The organism is Neptunicoccus cionae (assembly GCF_002860325.1).
Taxonomy (GTDB): domain Bacteria; phylum Pseudomonadota; class Alphaproteobacteria; order Rhodobacterales; family Rhodobacteraceae; genus Amylibacter; species Amylibacter lutimaris.
Genome location: NZ_PKOJ01000005.1, coordinates 35,258 through 54,334 on the forward strand (window position 1 = coordinate 35,258; position 19,077 = coordinate 54,334).

18 protein-coding genes are annotated in these 19,077 nt (G+C 56.5%); 6 read left to right on the forward strand and 12 right to left on the reverse strand.

Features of this window, described 5'->3' with window-relative positions:
- The first annotated feature begins 46 nt into the window (after positions 1–46).
- The 3 genes from C0U40_RS12640 (at position 47) to C0U40_RS12650 (ending at position 2,157) form a co-directional block, all read left to right on the forward strand.
- A complete protein-coding gene (locus C0U40_RS12640; RefSeq protein ID WP_101656164.1) occupies positions 47–841 on the forward strand; it encodes an SDR family NAD(P)-dependent oxidoreductase in 795 nt (264 codons plus the stop codon).
- A gap of 85 nt (positions 842–926) precedes the next feature.
- Positions 927–1,661 carry an SDR family NAD(P)-dependent oxidoreductase gene (locus C0U40_RS12645; RefSeq protein WP_101656165.1) on the forward strand — a complete coding sequence of 245 codons (735 nt, stop codon included), beginning with the start codon at positions 927–929 and terminating at the stop codon, positions 1,659–1,661.
- Between the two features lie 166 nt (positions 1,662–1,827).
- Positions 1,828–2,157 carry an arsenate reductase family protein gene (locus tag C0U40_RS12650; protein ID WP_101656166.1) on the forward strand — a complete coding sequence of 110 codons (330 nt, stop codon included), beginning with the start codon at positions 1,828–1,830 and terminating at the stop codon, positions 2,155–2,157.
- A gap of 117 nt (positions 2,158–2,274) precedes the next feature.
- Here the strand turns inward: C0U40_RS12650 and C0U40_RS20105 are convergent, their stop codons facing one another.
- From C0U40_RS20105 to C0U40_RS12675, 6 genes are read right to left on the reverse strand one after another with little or no spacing between them, the layout of a single operon-like run.
- Positions 2,275–2,412 carry a SulP family inorganic anion transporter gene (locus tag C0U40_RS20105; protein WP_145991933.1) on the reverse strand — a complete coding sequence of 46 codons (138 nt, stop codon included), beginning with the start codon at positions 2,410–2,412 and terminating at the stop codon, positions 2,275–2,277.
- A 38-nt stretch (positions 2,413–2,450) separates the two neighbouring features.
- Positions 2,451–3,812, reverse strand: a complete 1,362-nt coding sequence (locus C0U40_RS12655) for an aminotransferase family protein (RefSeq protein WP_101656167.1) — start codon at positions 3,810–3,812, stop codon at positions 2,451–2,453.
- Positions 3,813–3,829: 17 nt separating this feature from the next.
- Complete coding sequence (locus tag C0U40_RS12660; protein WP_101656168.1) at positions 3,830–4,198, reverse strand: nuclear transport factor 2 family protein; 369 nt, start codon at positions 4,196–4,198, stop codon at positions 3,830–3,832.
- Positions 4,185–5,687 (reverse strand): tripartite tricarboxylate transporter permease, encoded by a 1,503-nt coding sequence (locus C0U40_RS12665; RefSeq protein ID WP_286134961.1) that lies wholly within the window; start codon positions 5,685–5,687, stop codon positions 4,185–4,187. The genes C0U40_RS12660 and C0U40_RS12665 overlap by 14 nt, the downstream gene beginning before the upstream one ends.
- Complete coding sequence (locus tag C0U40_RS12670) at positions 5,688–6,233, reverse strand: tripartite tricarboxylate transporter TctB family protein (protein ID WP_101656169.1); 546 nt, start codon at positions 6,231–6,233, stop codon at positions 5,688–5,690.
- A gap of 5 nt (positions 6,234–6,238) precedes the next feature.
- Entirely contained in the window at positions 6,239–7,171 is a 933-nt protein-coding gene (locus C0U40_RS12675; protein WP_101656170.1) for a tripartite tricarboxylate transporter substrate binding protein, read from the reverse strand.
- A 71-nt stretch (positions 7,172–7,242) separates the two neighbouring features.
- Between C0U40_RS12675 and C0U40_RS20305 the strand changes: the two genes are divergently transcribed.
- From C0U40_RS20305 to C0U40_RS12685, 3 genes are all read left to right on the forward strand, one after another.
- Entirely contained in the window at positions 7,243–7,371 is a 129-nt protein-coding gene (locus C0U40_RS20305; RefSeq protein ID WP_286134962.1) for a hypothetical protein, read from the forward strand.
- A gap of 417 nt (positions 7,372–7,788) precedes the next feature.
- Entirely contained in the window at positions 7,789–9,306 is a 1,518-nt protein-coding gene (locus C0U40_RS12680) for an aldehyde dehydrogenase family protein (RefSeq protein ID WP_286134963.1), read from the forward strand.
- Between the two features lie 226 nt (positions 9,307–9,532).
- Positions 9,533–9,814: a hypothetical protein gene (locus C0U40_RS12685; RefSeq protein WP_145991934.1), complete on the forward strand. Its 282-nt coding sequence runs from the start codon at positions 9,533–9,535 to the stop codon at positions 9,812–9,814.
- A gap of 44 nt (positions 9,815–9,858) precedes the next feature.
- Here C0U40_RS12685 and C0U40_RS12690 read toward each other — a convergent pair whose 3' ends face one another.
- The 6 genes from C0U40_RS12690 to nirB all read right to left on the reverse strand — a co-directional run bounded on the left by C0U40_RS12690 (position 9,859) and on the right by nirB (position 19,077).
- Positions 9,859–10,635, reverse strand: a complete 777-nt coding sequence (locus C0U40_RS12690) for an IclR family transcriptional regulator (RefSeq protein ID WP_101656172.1) — start codon at positions 10,633–10,635, stop codon at positions 9,859–9,861.
- 701 nt (positions 10,636–11,336) lie between these two features.
- The gene (cysG, locus tag C0U40_RS12695; protein ID WP_180957690.1) at positions 11,337–12,725 is read right to left on the reverse strand and encodes a siroheme synthase CysG; all 1,389 of its coding nucleotides are present in this window, start codon (positions 12,723–12,725) and stop codon (positions 11,337–11,339) included.
- Positions 12,726–12,738: 13 nt separating this feature from the next.
- The gene (locus C0U40_RS12700; protein ID WP_101656173.1) at positions 12,739–13,686 is read right to left on the reverse strand and encodes a glycosyl transferase family protein; all 948 of its coding nucleotides are present in this window, start codon (positions 13,684–13,686) and stop codon (positions 12,739–12,741) included.
- Entirely contained in the window at positions 13,683–16,313 is a 2,631-nt protein-coding gene (locus C0U40_RS12705; RefSeq protein ID WP_101656174.1) for a nitrate reductase, read from the reverse strand. Before C0U40_RS12705 ends, C0U40_RS12700 begins: the two co-directional genes overlap by 4 nt.
- The gene (gene nirD, locus C0U40_RS12710; protein WP_101656175.1) at positions 16,313–16,642 is read right to left on the reverse strand and encodes a nitrite reductase small subunit NirD; all 330 of its coding nucleotides are present in this window, start codon (positions 16,640–16,642) and stop codon (positions 16,313–16,315) included. The genes C0U40_RS12705 and nirD overlap by 1 nt, the downstream gene beginning before the upstream one ends.
- The gene (gene nirB, locus C0U40_RS12715; protein WP_101656176.1) at positions 16,639–19,077 is read right to left on the reverse strand and encodes a nitrite reductase large subunit NirB; all 2,439 of its coding nucleotides are present in this window, start codon (positions 19,075–19,077) and stop codon (positions 16,639–16,641) included. Before nirB ends, nirD begins: the two co-directional genes overlap by 4 nt.

A 19,077-nucleotide genomic window follows, 5' to 3' on the forward strand; every position in this document is an offset into this window, starting at 1 on the left:
CATGTAATCTCGGCCACAGCCCCGCAAGGCGAACAGGGAGACAGCGATGACACTTGAAGGAAAGACAGCATTTGTCACGGGTGGACGGGGTGGTATCGGCCGCGCGATTGTTGCACGGTTCCTGCGCGAAGGGGCCACCGTCTATGCTGGCGATCTGACCGAGCAGGGGTCACTGGCAGCGCATGATGCAGATGGCAGCAACTTTGTTAAACTGGATGTGACGTCGGAAACCGACGTGATGGCCGCGATGGAACGGGTGACCGGCGAGCAGGGCAAACTTGATATTCTGGTGAATGCGGCCGGAATAGAAATTGAAAAAACGATCGAAGACACCACGCTGGACGAGTGGAACAAAAGCTTTGCGGTGAATTGCACGGGGACATTTCTGACATCGAAATACGCTTTGCCCTTGCTGCGGGTTGCAGCGAAATCGGGTAGGACGGCCAGCGTTATCAACTTTGGTTCATATGACGGATTTATCGCCGATCCGGGCCTTGCTGCTTATTGCGCTACCAAAGGCGCGGTGCATGCGCTGACCCGTGCGATGGCGTGTGATCATGGCCCCGAAGGAATCCGAGTAAATGCTGTTTGTCCGGGCTATGTCGATACCCCGATGCTGCAAAGTTTCTTCAAAGGGGAAGGGTCCGGCGGCAACGGGGGCGATATCGAGACACTGCAAAAAGCAGTACGCGATGTGCATCCGATGCGCAGCTATGGTTCGCCAGATGACATTGCCAATCTGGTGAACTGGCTGGCCGGAGACGAGGCGCGCTATGCCTCCGGACAGCTTTGGGTTCTGGATGGCGGCCTGTCTGCCCAAGTCCAGCAAATGAAACTCTGAAGAAGGAACAGACCGTTGACACAGCCCGTCGTCATTACCTGTATGCCCAAGAAAGAAGTCCTTACCATAGCCGGGATATACGCGCATGGATAAAACAGCCATTGTTACCGGAGGTGGACGCGGGATCGGTCGGGCCATTGTTGTACGATTGCTGCGCGATGGTTGGCGCGTCGTGACCTGTGGACGGGGCGCCGAACCGGAAGATCTGCCCGCAGGCGCGATCTGGGTGCAGGGCGATGTCGCCACCAGCGAGGGATGGGCGGCGTTGTTGTCGGCTGCCGGACCGGTACAGGCATTGGTGAACAACGCAGGCGTTCAGGTTGAAAAAACCGTCATCGACAGTACTGATGCGGATTACGATCAGGTGATGGACGTAAACTGTCGCGGCACATTTAATATGTGTCGCGCGGTGCTGCCCCGAATGACGGATCAGGGCGGTGCAATTGTGAATATCGGCTCTGTTTCCGGCGTGGTGTCAGACCCGACCATGGCGCTTTACAATGCCTCCAAAGCTTTCGTCCACGCATTGACCCGTTCCATCGCCGTAGATCACGGCCCGAATGTCCGATGCAATGCGATCCGTCCCGGCTGGATTATGACAGCCATGGCAGAAGACGCTTTTGCCCTCGCCCGCGATCCGGATGCCGCAAGGTCCGATGCGCTTGCCCGTCATCCGGTCGGGCGCTTTGGCAAGCCTGAAGACATTGCAAATATGGTCGCGTGGCTGCTTACGGACGAGGCTTCTTATATCTCCGGCGAATGTTTCACGATCGATGGCGGTATGACGGCAGCTTCCCCGCTAAATCCGGGGTTATTCTGACGGCTGAATTTTCGCCTTTCCCTTGCCTGCGCCGCGCAGGATTTCTGGCAAGGTGCTGCACAGGCGGAACCGAACCTGCGTGACCCCTTCAAGGGCGCAATGAAAAGGCTTGCATCAACAGGGCCGCGCGTGGGATTGCCGTTGAATCAGCCAAGGAGAACGCCCCATGATGATATATGGTCTGGAAACCTGCCCCGAATGCCAGAAAGCCCGCAAGGCGCTGGAGGCTGCGGGGCACGATATCGCGTTTCGCGATGTGCGTGCGGAGCCGTTAAGCGAGGCGGAACTGGAAGAGTTGATTGTCGAGTTTGGCGACAATCTGGTAGACCGCAACACCAATGACTACCGCGCGCTCAGCGACTGGTTGAAAAACTCCGAAGCAGAGGCACAGATTACCGCGAAGCCCAAAGTGATGGCACGTCCGGTGATCCGCAACGGCGATGCGCTGTATCTGGGCTGGGGTGCGGAGGTGCAGAACGCCTTGCTGGCCGGCTGAAGCCGGCGTTGAAGGCGGAACTGTTCTCCGGTTATTCATTTGGGATCTGGGGCCACTGCCTTAGACTACAATCGCAACCGGGGTCAGGTTGGAATTTTCAAGAATTTCAACCACCCTCTATACCGCAAGGACCATCGCGGTATAGAGCCCGTACTCTACGGGGAGCCCAGCGTTAGTGGCCAACGCGCCACCCCGAGGCAAAACAATTGCCGTATTGGGCACGCCAGCAATCAGGTCCTGCTTGCCGCACACCATTTAATCTGGGCCCTATGCGATCCAAGACGCTGGTTAGATTATGCGGCAGGCGGATCAGGCAGGCGAAGCGTTTTCAGGTCTATCTTGTTAATCGTCTCGATCAGCGCCTGGCTAATCTGGGAAACCTCTTCACTGTCAATCACGAGAGGCGGCGTCAGCGTGATGACATTCGCACGCAACCCCAACAGAATTCCATATTCGTGACGCACGTAGCGCGGCAAGTCTTTGAAAAGCCAAGGCGCATCTTGCGTAAGTGGTGCACGGCTGTCCTTATCCTTCACCAGCTCGATCCCCAGCATCAGCCCGCGTCCACGGATGTTGCCAACGAGTGGATGATCCTGAAGTGGTGAAAGCTCGACTAGGAATTGCGCGCCGCGGGCTTTACTGTTCTCCAGCAGGTTCTCACGCTCGATGATGTCGATATGGGCCGATGCAACCGCTGCCCCGACCGGATGTCCTGCATAGGAATTTCCTGGACCAAAACCGTTGACGGTCTCGGCCACATCCTCACTCATCATAACGGCGGCCATGGGTACGTAACCGCTGCATATTCCCTTTGCGAGAACGATCATGTCCGGTGCGATACCATAGGCTGCGGACATGAACCATTCGCCGGCGCGCCCAAACCCGGTCACGACTTCATCTGCGACGAACAAAATGCCGTGCTCTTTCAACACTGCTGTCATGGCGGGCCAATAGTCGTCCGGCAACGGGATCATTCCTCCTGGTCCGATCATCAATTCGCCGAACATGGCAGCGATGGAGTCCGCCCCGTGCTTTGTAATTACGTTGCGCAATTCATCCACACAGAATGCTGTCATGTCGCGATTGCCATAAAGCTCGGTATGATAAGGTCTTGGCGGGGTGAGTAATATGACATCATCTGAAGGTGGTGCGATGCCGGGACGACCGCCGGTTAATTCCACACCTCCCATTGTTCCCCCATGATAAGCCTCGCGGTGCACCAATATCTTGCGGCGCCCGGAATGGCCTTTTTGCGCCTGATAAATCCGCGCGAGTTGCAACGCATGGTCGTCCGCTTCACCGCCGCCAGTCTCGTACCGCACTTTGGTAATGTTATCCGGAGCACGTGCCACAAGCTTTTCGGCAAACTCGATCGACGGCTGGTTCGCGTAGTCAAAACCGATTGAAAAACATGCGAGATCCTGCATCTGCCGCGCGGCGATATCTGCAAGTTCCTTACGGCCGTATCCGACCTTGTTAAGCCATGCTCCACCTTGTGCGTCAAGATACTTGCGCCCGTCTACATCCCAAACACATGCGCCTTTGCCATACGACAGGACGACCGTGTGCTCGCCGCCGCCACCACCCGGGTGTTGCACCACCACTTCGTCGCGGGCAATCCAAGCCTTAGAGTTGTTTTGCGTTGTGCTTTTCATTGCACGTTCCCTCTCTGTTAAAACGTCGAAAACGTCTTGCTGATAATTTTCCAAGAACCGTCCCGTTTAAGCAGATGCATGTAGTCGGTAAAATTTCGGCCTCCGAATCCGTATTCCTGAATAGTGACCGCAGCAGCTTTGCCCCTGATCTCTACTTCGCCGACTTCGTAGCGCGGCGAAATTCCTTTCGACGCAAGTGATGGAGCTGTCCCGACATTCCGGATAAAGACTTCCGGCGTGCCTTCGATCAAGCGATCTTCCAGATAGCCGTTCATCACCGCATCGCTGGCGAAAGCACCTTTCAGTGCTTCCGCATCGGCGTGAATGTAACCTTCCACATATTGGGTGATCACTCGCTGGACCTCGGCAATGTCATCCACTGACATCGGCGCTCCCCTTTTTGCTGCCCTTGAAGGCGTTCCGAATTGCTGTAACGATCAGAACGACGATCAAGATAACGAATACGAGACTTGTTGGCCGGCTTACGAAAACAGTAAGATCCCCTCCCGCCGCACCGATGCCTTGCCGAAAATATCTCTCCATGATCGGGCCGAGAACGAGGCCAAGAATAATCGGAACCATCGGAATTTTGGCGCGGCGTAATGCGAATCCCAGTACACCAAATCCAATCGCGATCAGCGTGTCCGTTAGCCGGTAGTTTGTTGAATAGGACCCGATGAGCGCCAAACACAGGATGATGACACCCAATAACCGATCTGGGATCGACGAGAGTTTAGCAATCCAACGTGTTCCGGCGAGCAGAAGCGCTACGATGACTACGTTCATCACCAGAAGTGTCATGTAGAGGCCAGCCACAAACTCCTTGTTTTCCTGAAACAACGTGGGTCCCGGGTCGACACCGTGAATGATAAAGACAGTTAACATCATTGCGGTGAAAGACTCTCCCGGGATCCCAAGCGCCAATAGGGGCACAAGAGCAGCAGGAGGCACGGCGTTGTTAGCCGTTTCCGAGGCAATGATACCTTCCGGTGCGCCTTTTCCAAATAGCTCCGGCGTTTTGGAAGATGCTCTCGCTGTCGTGTAGGCAAAGAACTGGGCGAGGAATTCACCGACGCCCGGCAGAACGCCCATTCCAACACCAAAGCCCGCAGAGCGGAACAAAGTTTTCGGGTATCTGAAAACCTCGGTGAACCCGCCCAATAAACCGCGGTTCATTTCCGGTTCGTTCCCGTCTATTTGCCGATCCGAAAAAATCAGTGTGAACGCCTGCCCGAGTGCGAACAGACCAAGGATCACCGAAATTAGAGGCACACCCGCAAGCATCCAAGTCGTGCCAAAAGTATACCGGGCGGAGCCATAAGCCGTCTCCAGTCCAATCGTGGAGATAAAGAGACCGGCACCGAGCAAAGCAAATGACGCGAGCTCACTGCCGCGGTGGGCCACAACAACAAGAACCATGGCCAGAAGTGCTGCCATTCCGAGATCTATCGAAGTCAGATGTCTGGAGAGCGAGGCGATTGGCCAAGCTGCGACCATCAGCACGAAGACAGCAAAGACGCCACCTACGAAACTTGATGCATATGCGAGTGAAAGCGCTCGCTGCGGCTCGCCCTTACTGGCCATTGGATAGCCGTCATAGGTTGTCAGCACGTTGACACCTGTGCCAGGCGTGTTGATTGTAATGGCCGGGATTGCGCCACCGTACCAGCCCGCCGCATACAATCCCATTAACAATGTGATGCCGGCGAGCGGATCCATTGTATAGGTCACCGGTAAAAGTAGTGCGATGCCAACCCCGGGGCCAATGCCTGGGATAGCTCCGAGAATAATACCAAGAATGCTTCCGCCGACCAATGCGACCCAAACCATCGGGTCACCTAGTTGCTGAAGTCCGAGAAAAACAGATTCAATCACTTAAAGCACTCCCTGTAGCCAGAACGGCAGGTCGATCAGCTTGAATAGCGCTGGTCGTGGAAACCAGACAGAAAAGCCGACGCGAAAGACCAGCACCATTGCGATTGAACTTAGCAACGCGATGACAACAAGACGTCCACCGCGATATCCAGCGATAAAGCCAACGCCGCCTGCAAAGACAAAGATGGACAGCGCAAAGCCCAATATTCCGATCAGGAAGACCGTAATAACCATGCAACCTGACAAGATCGCAACGCGCCCATAATCTTTGGCGACTTGCGTCCAATCAATCACTTCTCGCTTGGCAACAAAGTACGCAGCGACGCTGGTGATGACGGTGATTACAAGAAATACAGCCGGGCTCAGCCCGGGTTCGGCCCACCATCCGACTTCAAGGCGCCCGCTTACTTCGCTGCCACGGACAGTTTGGCTGCCAACCAAGGAAAGCAGGATGATGGCAGTGCACACCATCCCGCCGAGAAGATGCCGACCACCGTGGCGCTCTTCCTTGAACGGAGACTTTTCCTGATTTGCGTCACCGGACATTGCCTTCAGTTCCCAAGTAGATTGACGACGCGGTCATAATAGGCATCTGCATAGGCAGCGGCCTCGTTTGCAGGAACCCACTGCACAACGGCGCCGATTCTAGAGGCCAGTTCCTGGGCTTCATCGCTTTCAACAACTTCCCGGGCAATCCGCGAGATCACGTCACGTGCCTCTTGGGGCGTATCTTTGCGAACAAATATTCCGGCCCATCCAGGCGTTGCGATTCCCGGCACCTGTTCTTCCAGCGTAGCGACATCCTCATAGATCGGGATGCGCGTGGTCGCCAAAGAGGCAAGCCCCTTCGCTTCCCCGCTGACCAAGCAGGGTCGCATTGTGGTGCCGCCGAGCAAGACATCGACTTCCTTGTTAAAGAGCAGGAGGCATGATGCTTCATCATAGCCCGAAACTGAAGTGAATTCGAAACCGAGGGTTTCCGCCATTTTCAGCGTCTGCAAGGCGGGCGGAGCGTTCAGACCGACAACGCCCAGTGTTACATCATTTGACTGCGCGTACTCTGCCAACTCTGCGAGGTTGTTGAAAGGCGCGTCCGCACTTGCAGCCAACACCTGGCCATAGCCGATGATACCGGCGAGCGGCTCGAAGGCTTCACGATCATAACTCGCGTTACCACGAATGATGTGTGTCGAGATGATATTCGCGGTAAATACACCAACGGTGTATCCATCAGGGTTCTGGCTGAACACATGCGTCGCGCCCACAAGGCCACCGCCACCCGCGATGTTAACTGTACTGGTGGGAACGCCGGTTTCATTACGCACGGCAGTCGCAATCATGCGAGTCAGAGTGTCTTCGATATCACCTGGAGGCCATGGAACAACGAATTCGACAGGCCGTTCGGGGTATTCGGCTAATACAGGCGAAGCGAGTGTGGATAGCGAAACCGCCAAAGTGCAGCCGATTTTCTTAAGGTTCTTCATGATACTTCCTATTCCCTGTTGTGGTTACATTTTTTGCGCGGCGTTTCGGTTAAACAATAAGGTGCTGCCGCATGGACCTTTCCGATTACGATTTCTTTAAATATTCAACTGGCCGCTTCCTCACGTGTAGCGACAAGCTGCCAATCAGCGTCCTGTATGCCCCGGAGGCGCAGCGAATGTTTGCGATCAATGAAGAATAGGCGAGTGGTCGGGGTCATGTGGTACCCGCCAATCCGCCAAAGGTATCGTCTGTTACAGCAAGAGAAGTGGGTGTCTGACCACCTTCGGTCCGCCCCTTCGAATCGTCAGCGGGCATAAATCTAGGGTGTTTAGTTCTATTTCCCTCAGCAACTTTCGCAAAACCGCCCAAACGAATGACAGGACGACGGATGCTTAAGAAGCGCAACGTTGCCAGTACCTTGTGATCTGCGATGGCTTCTCTGAACACGTTTCTTTCTCTCATGATCTGCAAAGATTTCGATGATCGTCTTGCGCGATGCTTGACGGTGCTTTATGTCGATCTACAGTATTTGAGCCGATGGATCAATAGTTGTTTCATGACTCAAAGATTGCCCGTGGCCGGGATCTTCCAATCCGGTCACACCGGACCACACAAAATGAAACGATTAGATTGGGGAATTCTGAATATGCTAGACCAAGCTCAAATCGATGCCCTGCGAGCAGAGATCATTCCGCCGCAAACCCAATTGATTGATGGCAAGAAGACGGCAGCTTCGAACGGCGGTGTGCGGGATGTGTTTAGCCCGATCGACGGGAGCATGCTCACGACGATTGCTGAAGGAACGTCAGCGGATGTGGACGCAGCTGTTGCCGCTGCGAAGAAGGCTTTCAATGATGGCCGCTGGTCGCGTATGGCACCGGCCAACCGTAAACAGATCCTTTATCGCTTTGCAGACCTCATTCAACAACATGCGCTCGAACTGGCAGTCCTCGGTGTCCGCGACAACGGCACTGAAATCAGTATGGCCATCAAGGCCGAACCGGGTCTTGCTGCGCAAAATATCCGATACTACGCAGAGGCCATCGACAAAGTGGCAGGCGAGATTGCGCCAACGCCAGAAGGAACTCTAGCCTTAGTCCACCGCGAACCTGTTGGTGTTGTTGGCGTGATTGTACCGTGGAATTTCCCCCTGATGATCGGGACGTGGAAAATTGCACCAGCCCTAGCTGCGGGAAATTCAATAGTCATGAAGCCAGCAGAGAGCGCGTCACTTTCACTATTGAAGCTAGCGGCACTTGCCCAAGAGGCTGGCTTGCCCGATGGAGTGTTGAATGTGGTCACGGGCGCGGGCGCTGTGGTTGGCGAAGCAATCGGGTTGCACATGGATGTCGATGTCCTTGCGTTTACTGGATCGGGTGCCACCGGCCGCAGGTTATTGCAATATTCGGCGGCTTCAAACATGAAGCGCTGTTACCTCGAGCTTGGTGGCAAATCTCCCAACGTCGTATTTTCCGACGCCCCCGATCTGGAAATGGCTGCGATCGCTGCGGCTAACGGAATCTTTCGCAACTCCGGTCAAGTCTGTATTGCAGGCTCACGCCTTCTTGTTGAGCGTTCGATCCACGCAGAGTTTACGAAGCGCGTTGTCGAGATCGCCGAAGCTCTGAAGATTGGCGATCCCTTAGATACAACCACTGAAATTGGTGCTGTCCACAGTGAAACACAGTTGGCACAGAACCTAGACTTCGTCCTTAAAGCCGAAGCCGAAGGCGCAAAGCGCCTTACTGGCGGCGAGCGGGTACTCCAAGGCACCGGCGGCACATACATGTCACCCACAGTTTTGGACAATGTGACCCCTGAGGCATCTGTCTTTCGCAACGAAGTGTTCGGACCGGTTCTTACGGTCAAGCCGTTTGATACGCCCGAAGAAGCGATCCACCTGGCGAATGCTACAGAGTTTGGCTTGTCGGGAGCGGTCTGGACCTCGGACCTTTCGACGGCACATCGGCTCACAATGGGGATCAAGTCGGGGATGTTGCACGTCAACACCTACGGCGGATCTGATATCACCATCCCGATGAGCGGCATGAAGCAGTCTGGTAACGGAGTGGATAAATCCCTCCATGCGCTGGACAAATATGTGGACCTCAAATCAGTGTGGATGAAAATCTGATGTCAAAAACCCAAGATCAAATTGTGCTCCTCGGCGTAAAAGGCGGCCCTGCCATTCGACAGGGCGGTGCGATGCCAACATCAACGCTATTGCAATTCGCAGGGCAGAACATCGTCCAGTAACAGATTGTTTTGCGCTACGCTTCGAAGCGTAGCGCAAAAGTGTCGTCTTCTCTGCCGACACCTGCTATTTCCCGCCTTTGGCTGATTTCGCGAAAGGCGCGACTGTGATGGTGCATGAAGCCATGCTGATCGCCGGCATCGACAAACTGGTCGCCCGAACACCGGGTGCTAACAGATTACGCGAACACCTGATTGCATCTCATACCCCGGCTGAAGACGCCGGCCGCATCGCGTCATCCGCTAAGGTGGGAACTTTGGTTCTTAATCACCTCGTACCAGCAGACGATCCCGAATTTGCGGAACGTGACTGGCTGCGCGAGGTTTCGCAAACGTGGAGTGGACCGATCACGATTGGGAGCGATGGATTAAGAATTCCGATTTGCTGATCCGAAGTTTAAAAGCCTCAACCCAAGGCCGAAGGAGGAAACCATCAAGATGGAAATTGGTCCGGAGAACTCCCACCCCTTAACGCAGTTAGTCGCTGCGCGGCCGCTTTTACTTGCTCTTCAATAAAGGCCTTTCGTTCAGTGGTCGCGCGACTTGTTGGAAGGGAAATTGCAACCGCACCACAGACCTTACCGTTGGGCCCGAAATAGGGAGCGGCAATACCTAGGACATCATCGCAGTAGGTCCCATCAGAATAGGCGGCGCCGGTTTTTCGGATCAGCTCGAGCATTTTAGAAATCTCATCAGGATTTATGATCGTTCCTTCTGTATGCATTTCAAGCTCTTGATCCAGTGCCTTTTTAACAGTGTCTGGTGAAGAAAAAGCGAGGTATGCGAGACCGGAGGCGGTAGCATGAAGCGGCAAGGATTCACCTGGTTCAATGATTATCCGATTAATCTGATTACTTTGAACTACTCCAATATTCGCTAGCAATTCACCTGCAATTAATGAAGCATGAGCAGTCTCTTCTGTCGCGTCTTTGAGATCTCTCAAAACGGTGTTCACAGCCTCTGTTAGCGGAAAACTCGCTTCACGAAGATGCGAGAACCGGAGAAATGCTGGTCCCAGAAGGTACTCTCGTGACACCTGATCTTGCTCAACGAAACCTTTTACCTCAAGGGCTGACAGAAATCTCTGGGTTGTAGCTTTGTGATAGCCGGAAAGTTTGGAAAACTCGCTCAGGCCGATGGTCGGACGTCGTTCATTGAAGAAATCAATCAGTGACAGGGCCTTGAGGACAGTAGAAGGGCCGGCGTTCATGAATCATCACTCCTAATTCTCCGGTGGCTAACCAATGAGATCGTTTGCACTTTGAAGGATATAAACGTCTTTCGCAAGATATGAACCAGTATCTCAATATGTGTGAAGATAAGAGATAGCCGTCGAAAGCCAAGAAAATTACCTTACCAAGTCCCTTTAGTCTGTCCTACCTGTAAACCGAGTTGAATTGACCTTTGGTTTCAGCGAAGACTCTTGCTCTTCTGCCCATTTACTACGCCACCAGAGATAACGCTACCCGCCACCGATTGGGACATCGGCTTCAACGAAGCGCCAGTTTACACTTGCCCTGCGGAGGAGCTTTTCGCTTCGCTTTGTTAGGCCAAACGAGCCCTGCTGTATCCAGCGACAAGACAGTCGACCGGGCAACCCTGTTCCGCGCTTGTCCAAAAGATCTGGAACAGCGGATAGTGCAGATACCATTGTACGGCACAAAGAATGATTTCACGCGGAAATTGATGATACTTGAACAGAGAGTCACGCGGCAGGGCGAATTTCGAATGCGCCAAAACCCGACAAAGGGCTCAGATATAGCGAAAATCCCGTCTATGTTCTGTTCATTAAGAAAATTCGCAATTCGTGCCGAACAAACGGAGCTCCAGCACTCTCGGTTTCGGACAATGGACCCTTATAATAACAGAACCTCAGATGTTCGCAGGGCCGACCGAACCGCTTACGCTCTTTTATTCGGCGGCGTGTAATGTGGCTGTTTGCGCCGCTGCGTGTTTTGGCCATGTGACAAGAACGATAGCGCATCCGGTTATACCATTCTCGGTAATGCTGTGTGCCAGCGACGACACTGTTGCACGCACATGCCGCTCGTTCTTTTTGGAAACGTCAGCGCAAATATCGACCCTGCTTTCAGCGGGAATCCCCTGACGGATCCAGTGCTCGGCAAGACGGGCGGCCTGTCGCACGGACATATAAAGCGCTGTCACCGTGCCTGGCCCTGACAGGCGTGTTCCGTTTGGCACCGGATCATCGGCACAACCTGTGCCTGTGGCCAGAACCAGCGTGTCGGCAATTCCGCGTTGTGTCAGGCTTCGGGTCAGGCTGGCGCCTGCGGCGCAGGCCGCGGTGACGCCGGGCACGATCTCGACCGGAATATTTGCAGCGTCAGCGGCGGCGATTTCTTCGCCCGCACGGCCGAAAACGCCGGGATCACCGGATTTCAATCGTACCACGCGGCGGCCCTTGCGCGCCTCGGCAACGATCACGCTGTTAATGCGGTCTTGGGGCCATTGATGGGCACCAACGTGTTTGCCGACAAAAACCCGTTCCGCATCACGGCGGGCAAGCTCCAGCACCTCTGTATCAACAAGTCTGTCGTAGAAGATCACATCCGCTTCCTGCAACCGCTGCACGGCCCGCAGGGTCAGAAGATCCCGTGCTCCCGGTCCTGCTCCGACCAATGCGATATGGCCGGTATCTGTGGATTCCGGTGCTCCCCCGCTCCGGATGGCAGATTTGATGTCACGGGTGGCCTGACGTTCAGCACCCCGCACCCAGTTGTCTCTTGGTCCGCCTTTGAAAACCCATGCCCAGAACGCACGGCGCCCTGTCTCGGGAATATTGCGGCTGACACTGGGCCGCAGCCGTCCTGCCAGTGCGGCAAGCCCGCCAAGGGTTTGGGGCAGGATGTGTTCCAGTCGGGTCTTGATTTCGCGGGTCAGGACAGGAGCGGTACCTTCGCTGCCGATGGCGACGATGATCGGGTCGCGATCCACGATGGCAGGAGTCGTCATGTCACAGAGTTCGGGTTGGTCCACCACATTCACAATGCAACCTGCGGCTTTGGCGAGCGTATGGGCGGCCCGGTCCAGAGCAGGGCAACCTGTGGCGACAAAAACCATCGCTGCCCCGTCGAGAACACCGGCGGACAGTTCGGGTTCATGCTGTGCCCGTCCATGCCGGACCAGATCGGACAGTTCGTCCTCCAGCCGCAATGCGACGATTACAAGCGTCGCATCCGTTTTCAGCAAAAGCCGGACCTTTTGCGCCGCTGTTTCGCCGCCACCGATAATGACAACCCGTCGCCCCGAAGTGCGGATAAACATGGGAAAGGCTTTCATGGAATGTCTCCTTTTATGCTGCTTTGCCAAAGGGGCGCGTGTCCCAAAGGGATCGGGCGAATTCTGCGCTGTTCTTCACCCCGAGACTGTCGAGCGCGGCTGCCGCAGTGCCGGTGATGACATCGGCTTCAAAATCTGTCGGGGCGGTCGGGTCCCACGGCTTTGTCGCTGTATCCTGTGTTTCGTTAAGGCGGCGTGTTTCAGGGCGGATCGCCGGATAGATGCCGTCCCACGGGACACCAGCGCGAAGGCCGAAACCTGCTATATCTTTTGCGGGATGGCGTTCGAATTCCCCGCCACCGCCTTTGATTACGGTCAGGTTTTCCCAGCCCAGAAGTGCGGCGGCATCTGCTTGCAACAGCCGGTATGACGGGTGAAATACACCCTGAACACTGGCAGGTGCCGCGCCGGGGTTGAGCATGCGACAGACAGTGTTAATGCACGACCGCAATCCGAGCACCGACCGCAGGTTTAACAAATGGAACAGGGCAGGATGTGCGACTTCCAAGGGCAGATAGGCGATGCCGTCCCGTTCCAACATCTGCGCTGCGGCGTCCAGCGTGTCGGCCGTCCCGATGCCAGCGTCCTGCAACCCTTTGCGGATTTTCACGTCCTGACCGTTCCAGCCGTGGAGCAGGACTTTATGGCCCGCCTGCGCCACCAGTTTTGCAGAGAGCAGAAACCACGGCGCGCCACGGGTCCGTCCGGCAGCATAGCTTGGCCAGTCCAGATCAACCTGTGGCAGGGCGGGCAGGTTGCCTTGCGCGGCAGAGACCAGTCCTGCGATTTCCTGCGCGGTTTCGCCTTTCATACGTAACAACATCAACAGCGCCCCTATGGCTTCGGGTGCGGTGTCAGGGTCCAGCATGTCGCACATTGCGTCGCGGGCTTCATCCTGTGTCAGGGAACGGGATCGTCCCGGACCGCGCCCGAGGGTGCGCACATGTTCGGCAAGGCTCATTGGGCGGCTTCCTTCTGGTTAAGGCCCTGTAACAAGGTGGCGATTTCCGGCCTGCAAGACCCGCAATTTGTGCCTGCGCCAAGGGCCTCGCCTACGTGATCCACACTCAGTAATCCTTGCAGCTCGATGGCGTTAACAATGGTGTTCACACCGATGCCAAAACAGGAGCAAAGGATCGGACCGGGGTTTGGCGCATCGCTTCTGTTGCGGCCCGACAGGGCATCCGGTGCAGGTGTGCCGGGCAGGGCGGTCAGATAATCGCGCATCACGGCCACCGGAGTTGTCGATACAAACAACGCGCCGCTTAACACTCCGTCCTTGCTCAGAACGATGCGGGCAGTGCCCCGTTTGGCGTCTATTATGGAAGACACTTCGCATCTGGTGGTGCCAAACAGGCGTTGTGCTTCGCTCACCCAGTCCTCAACAGTGTCTGCACCGGCCAGCTCTGCGCGATAGCCTTGTGTTGTGCGTGCCAGTGCCCAATAGTCGCTGTTCAATGCCATCGGCCCGCTTGAGACAGCAAAACCGTACCAGCGTGCGCGGTAGGGTTTTACATCCACCACGCTCGCCTTGCTTTCTGGTTGGCCTGACACCGGATCACAAGCCGCCGCAACCAACGCATCCACCCGCGCAGAGGGTGCGGTCTCGCCGGTCCAGTGAATGGGCGCAAAAACCTGCCCCCGCTGTACCCCGTCGGTGACAAGGGCGCGCAATATGGCGGTGCCTGTGGGGCCGGTCAGGCGTAACAGATCCGCCGGACCGATCCCCAGATCGCGGGCGTCATCGGGGTGGATTTCAACAAAAGGCTCCGCGAGATGGGCCGACAGCCGCGGGCTTAGTCCGGAGCGCGTCATCGTATGCCACTGGTCCCGCGTACGTCCGGTGTTCAGGCGGTAGGGAAACCGTCGGGTCGTTCGCGCGGCAGGGGGTTTCCAAGTGACCGGCAGCAGGCGGGCCTTGCCATCAGCGTGATAAAAGCCCCCGTCAGCAAAAAAACGTCCGCCACGGCGGGACTTGGACACCGGCCAGGATTGCGGTTCAAGATCCGCATAACCGGAGTCCGAAATCGCCGCCAGTCCGGAGATGTCGAAATCCCGTCCGAACTGCCCTGCGATGCCTGACAATGCCGCGTGTTCGCGGAAAATCTCAGCCTCGTTGGCATAATCAAAGGCCTTAACAAAGCCCATACGCCTGCCAACTTCGGCAAGGATATCCCAGTCGGGGCGTGCTGTTCCGGGGGCGGGCAGGGCGCGTCTCTGGCGGCTGATGGTGCGATCGGAGTTGGTGACGGTGCCATCCTTTTCCGCCCAGGCGGTGGCAGGCAGCAGGACATCCGCCAGCCGCGCCGTGTCTGTCTGGCCGGTGATGTCGTTGACGACCGTGAAGGGGCAGTTTGCGATGGCATCGCGTACGCTGTCGGCCTCGGGCATGGTGACGGCGGGATTGGTGTGAATGATCCAAAGGGCCTTGATCTCTCCGCTGGCCACAGCCCGAAACATATCAACAGCTTTCAGCCCCGCCCTGTCCGGTATTGCCGGCGCCTCCCAGAACTGCCGCACGGCAGAGCGATGATCGGCGTTTTCCAGATCAAGATGGCAGGCCAGCATATTGGCAAGGCCACCGACCTCGCGTCCTCCCATAGCGTTGGGCTGGCCGGTCACTGAAAACGGGCCCATCCCAGGCTTGCCGATACGCCCCGTGGCCAGATGACAGTTCAGGATGGCATTGACCTTGTCCGCCCCCGAAGTGGACTGGTTCACGCCTTGGGAATAGACTGTCACAACCTTTCGGGTGCGCGCCCAAAGATCGCAGAACGCTTCAATTTCGGCTTCGGACAATCCGGTTTGTGATGGGGTGTCCTGACGGGCAGCTTCAAGGGCGGTGTCAAACCCTGTGGTACGGGTCAGATAGTCCTGATCCACCGCGCCCTTTTCGTGTAGCGCGACCAGCAGTCGGTTGAACAGGGCCACATCCGAACCGGGCTGCAAGGCAAGATGCATGTCTGCTTCGTGGCAACTGGCGGTCCGGCGCGGATCTATCACAACGATCTTTGTGCCGCGCATCTTGCGGGCGGCCAGCAGGCGCTGGTGCAGGACCGGATGGCACCATGCAAGGTTGGAACCGACCAGCACCACCAGATCGGCTTCGTCAATATCTTCATAGGTTCCCGGAACGGTGTCGCTACCAAAGGCGCGTTTGTGTCCCGCGACGGATGACGCCATGCAAAGCCGTGAATTTGTGTCGATATTCGCCGACCCGATGAACCCCTTCATCAGTTTGTTGGCGACATAGTAATCTTCTGTCAGCATCTGGCCGGACACATAGAAGGCAACACTGTCGGGGCCGTGTTCTGCGATTGACTGTGAAAACCTGTCAGCCACATGTTGCAGGGCTGTGTCCCAATCCGAAACCTTCCCGTTCATAAGGGGTGCCCGCAGGCGGCCCTGTAGTCCGACGGTTTCGCCAAGGGCGGATCCTTTGGAACACAAACGCCCGAAGTTTGCGGGGTGATCCGGATCGCCCTGCACGTCAAGGCCACCCAGACCGTCAGGCCGCAACAACACACCGCAGCCAACCCCGCAGTACGGACAGGTCGAGCGGACCGCAGGCGCCTTTGTCCCGTCCATCAAGCCGCGCTCCGCTTGGCCAGTTCGGTGCCGTCGAGCAAAATGCGGCCGTCTCGTACTTCAACGGGGAATGTGGGAATTGAAGCGTCTTCGCCCTGTGCCTGCCCGCTGTTCAGGTCGAACACCCAGTTGTGCAAGGGACAGGTCACGGACTGACCGTGGATGATCCCTTCCGATAAGGGCCCGCCCTTATGTGGACACAGGTTAGAGGCTGCAAATACTTCCTGCAGGCCGGTCCGGAAGATCGCAACACAGCCAAGGGCTGTCTTGATCTTGCGGGCCCCGCGCAGGGGGATGTCCTCTATGGCGCCTACGTCGATCCAGTTCATTCTGCCGCCTCCAGTGTCAGATCTGCCAGCGGCTGGAAGGACGTCGCGACTTTTGCCCCTTCGGCCCAAGGATCGCGACGGTAAACCGACTGGCTGAGTTCAAAAGCTTCGATCAAGCGCGCACGCTCGTTCAGGTCGTCAACAACTTGGGATTTGACCCAATCAAGCCCCACTTTGGCGACCCATTTGTAGGCGCGATCAAGGTATTTTGCGTTTTCGCGGTAGAGCTGGACAAAGGCGATAGTCAGGTCGATGGCTTCCTGTTCGCTGGCCGCATCGCCAAGGGGTTCGGTTTCCTTCAGGTCCATGCCGGCGGCACCGGCGACGCTGACCTGATACCCGCTGTCAACGCAGATGATGCCGATATCCTTGCAAGTGGCTTCGGCACAATTGCGCGGGCAGCCCGAGACCCCCAGCTTTACCTTATGGGGTGTCCATGATCCCCAGAGGATCTGTTCCAGTTTGATCCCGAGTCCGGTGCTGTCCTGCGTCCCGAAGCGGCAGTGGTCGGACCCGACACAGGTTTTGACCGTGCGCAGACCCTTGGAATAGGCATGGCCCGAGACCAAGCCCGCCCTGTTCAGATCGGCCCAGATAAAGGGAAGGTCTTCGCCTTTGACACCCAGCAGATCGATCCGCTGACCGCCTGTCACCTTGACGGTTGGTACGTTATATTTGTCGGCAGCATCCGCGATGGCGCGCAATTCTGCCGGATTGGTGATCCCGCCCCACATGCGCGGAACAACGGAAAAGGTACCGTCTTTCTGGATGTTTGCGTGTTTGCGTTCGTTGACGAAACGGCTTTGCGGGTCGTCGCGGTATTCCAGCGGCCAGTCCGCCAGAAGGTAGTAGTTTACCGCCGGACGGCAGACATGGCAGCCGTTGCGGGTTTTCCACCCCAGTTCCTGCCAGACCGCTTCCTGACTTTTCAGTTCCTGACTTTTGATCAGGCGGCGCAGGTCTTCGTGGGTCAACTCGCAGCACCCGCAGACCGGTTGCGCGGTCGGCATCTGGAAGTCATCCCCGAGCGTTACCTGCAAAAGCTGCTCGACAAGCCCTGTACAAGTCCCGCAAGACGCGCTGGCTTTGGTGGTGGCGCGCACAGTCCCAAGGTCGCCCGCACCCCCTTCGATTGCATCCACAATGGTGCCTTTGCAAATGCCGTTGCAGCCACAAATTTCCGCATCACGCGGCAATGCTGCAACGGCTGAGAGCGGGTCCACGGTGTCGCCCCCCTGTGCCGACGGCCCGAAAATCAGGGTTTCCCGCATGTCCTCAACATCGGTTGCGTCCTTGATCAGCTGGAAAAACCAGTTTCCGTCGGCCGTGTCGCCATACATAACGGCACCGATCAGACGGTCCTCTTCAATCACAAGGCGTTTGTAAACGCCGCGGGCGGGATCGCGCAGAACGATATCCTCGCGGCCTTCGCCATCGGCAAAATCACCGGCGCTAAACAGATCGCAGCCTGTCACCTTCAACTTGGTGGCTGTATCCTTGACCACAAAAGCGTCCGCTTGCCCCATAAGGGTTTGGGACAGCACCTTGGCCTGATCATAAAGGGGTGCGACCAGCCCGAAGAGATTGCCGTCGAACTCGACACATTCCCCGACAGCAAAGATGTCCGGATCCGAAGTTTGCATCTGTGCATCCACTTGAATGCCACGGGCAACTTCCAGCCCTGCATCGGTTGCAAGCCGTGTTTCTGGACGGATGCCTACGGCCATAACGACCAGATCAGCGGGCAGGGATTCATCCGTATCAAGCAGCACAGCTTCGGCGCGACCGTCTCCGATAATCGCCTTGGTAGAGGCTTGGGTGCGGATCGTAATGCCACGACGCTCCAGATCGCGGCGCAGCAAATATCCTGCGGCTTCGTCCAGTTGCCGCTCCATCAGGTGGCCCATCAGATGGACAACCGTTACAGACATGCCCCGTTCCGCCAGTCCCGCTGCGGCTTCTAGCCCCAGCAACCCGCCGCCAATGACAACCGCGCTGCCGCCTTTCTGTGATGCTTCTATCATCGCGTTGGTGTCATCCAGATCGCGGTAGGTGATCACTCCGGGCAGGTCCTTGCCGGGCACCGGAATGATAAAAGGCGCAGAGCCTGTGGCGATGATTAGTTTGTCATAAGACACGGTGCCGTTCTGCCCCGTCACCGTTTTTTGCGCCGCATCAATCCCGACAACATGTTCGCCAAAGCGGCAGGTCACGCCGTGGGCTGCATACCAGTCATCGTCATGGGTGACGATGTCTTCATAGGTTTTTTCGCCCGACAACACAGGGCTGAGCATGATGCGGTTGTAGTTGCCGCGCTGTTCGGCGTTGAACAGTGTGATGTCAAAGTCGTCTGGTGCGGTTTCAACCAGATTTTCAATCACGCGACCCGAAGCCATGCCAGCACCGATCACAACGATTTTCTGTTTCTGTTTCAT

Coding starts and splice junctions, on each gene's coding strand:
- C0U40_RS12640 (WP_101656164.1), top strand. CDS start 47: ATGACACTTGAAGGAAAGACAGCATTTGTCACGGGTGGACGGGGTGGT.
- C0U40_RS12645 (WP_101656165.1), top strand. CDS start 927: ATGGATAAAACAGCCATTGTTACCGGAGGTGGACGCGGGATCGGTCGG.
- C0U40_RS12650 (WP_101656166.1), top strand. CDS start 1,828: ATGATGATATATGGTCTGGAAACCTGCCCCGAATGCCAGAAAGCCCGC.
- C0U40_RS20105 (WP_145991933.1), bottom strand. CDS start 2,412: ATGGTGTGCGGCAAGCAGGACCTGATTGCTGGCGTGCCCAATACGGCA.
- C0U40_RS12655 (WP_101656167.1), bottom strand. CDS start 3,812: ATGAAAAGCACAACGCAAAACAACTCTAAGGCTTGGATTGCCCGCGAC.
- C0U40_RS12660 (WP_101656168.1), bottom strand. CDS start 4,198: ATGTCAGTGGATGACATTGCCGAGGTCCAGCGAGTGATCACCCAATAT.
- C0U40_RS12670 (WP_101656169.1), bottom strand. CDS start 6,233: ATGTCCGGTGACGCAAATCAGGAAAAGTCTCCGTTCAAGGAAGAGCGC.
- C0U40_RS12675 (WP_101656170.1), bottom strand. CDS start 7,171: ATGAAGAACCTTAAGAAAATCGGCTGCACTTTGGCGGTTTCGCTATCC.
- C0U40_RS20305 (WP_286134962.1), top strand. CDS start 7,243: ATGGACCTTTCCGATTACGATTTCTTTAAATATTCAACTGGCCGCTTC.
- C0U40_RS12680 (WP_286134963.1), top strand. CDS start 7,789: ATGAAACGATTAGATTGGGGAATTCTGAATATGCTAGACCAAGCTCAA.
- C0U40_RS12690 (WP_101656172.1), bottom strand. CDS start 10,635: ATGAACGCCGGCCCTTCTACTGTCCTCAAGGCCCTGTCACTGATTGAT.
- cysG (WP_180957690.1), bottom strand. CDS start 12,725: ATGAAAGCCTTTCCCATGTTTATCCGCACTTCGGGGCGACGGGTTGTC.
- C0U40_RS12700 (WP_101656173.1), bottom strand. CDS start 13,686: ATGAGCCTTGCCGAACATGTGCGCACCCTCGGGCGCGGTCCGGGACGA.
- C0U40_RS12705 (WP_101656174.1), bottom strand. CDS start 16,313: ATGGACGGGACAAAGGCGCCTGCGGTCCGCTCGACCTGTCCGTACTGC.
- nirD (WP_101656175.1), bottom strand. CDS start 16,642: ATGAACTGGATCGACGTAGGCGCCATAGAGGACATCCCCCTGCGCGGG.
- nirB (WP_101656176.1), bottom strand. CDS start 19,077: ATGAAACAGAAACAGAAAATCGTTGTGATCGGTGCTGGCATGGCTTCG.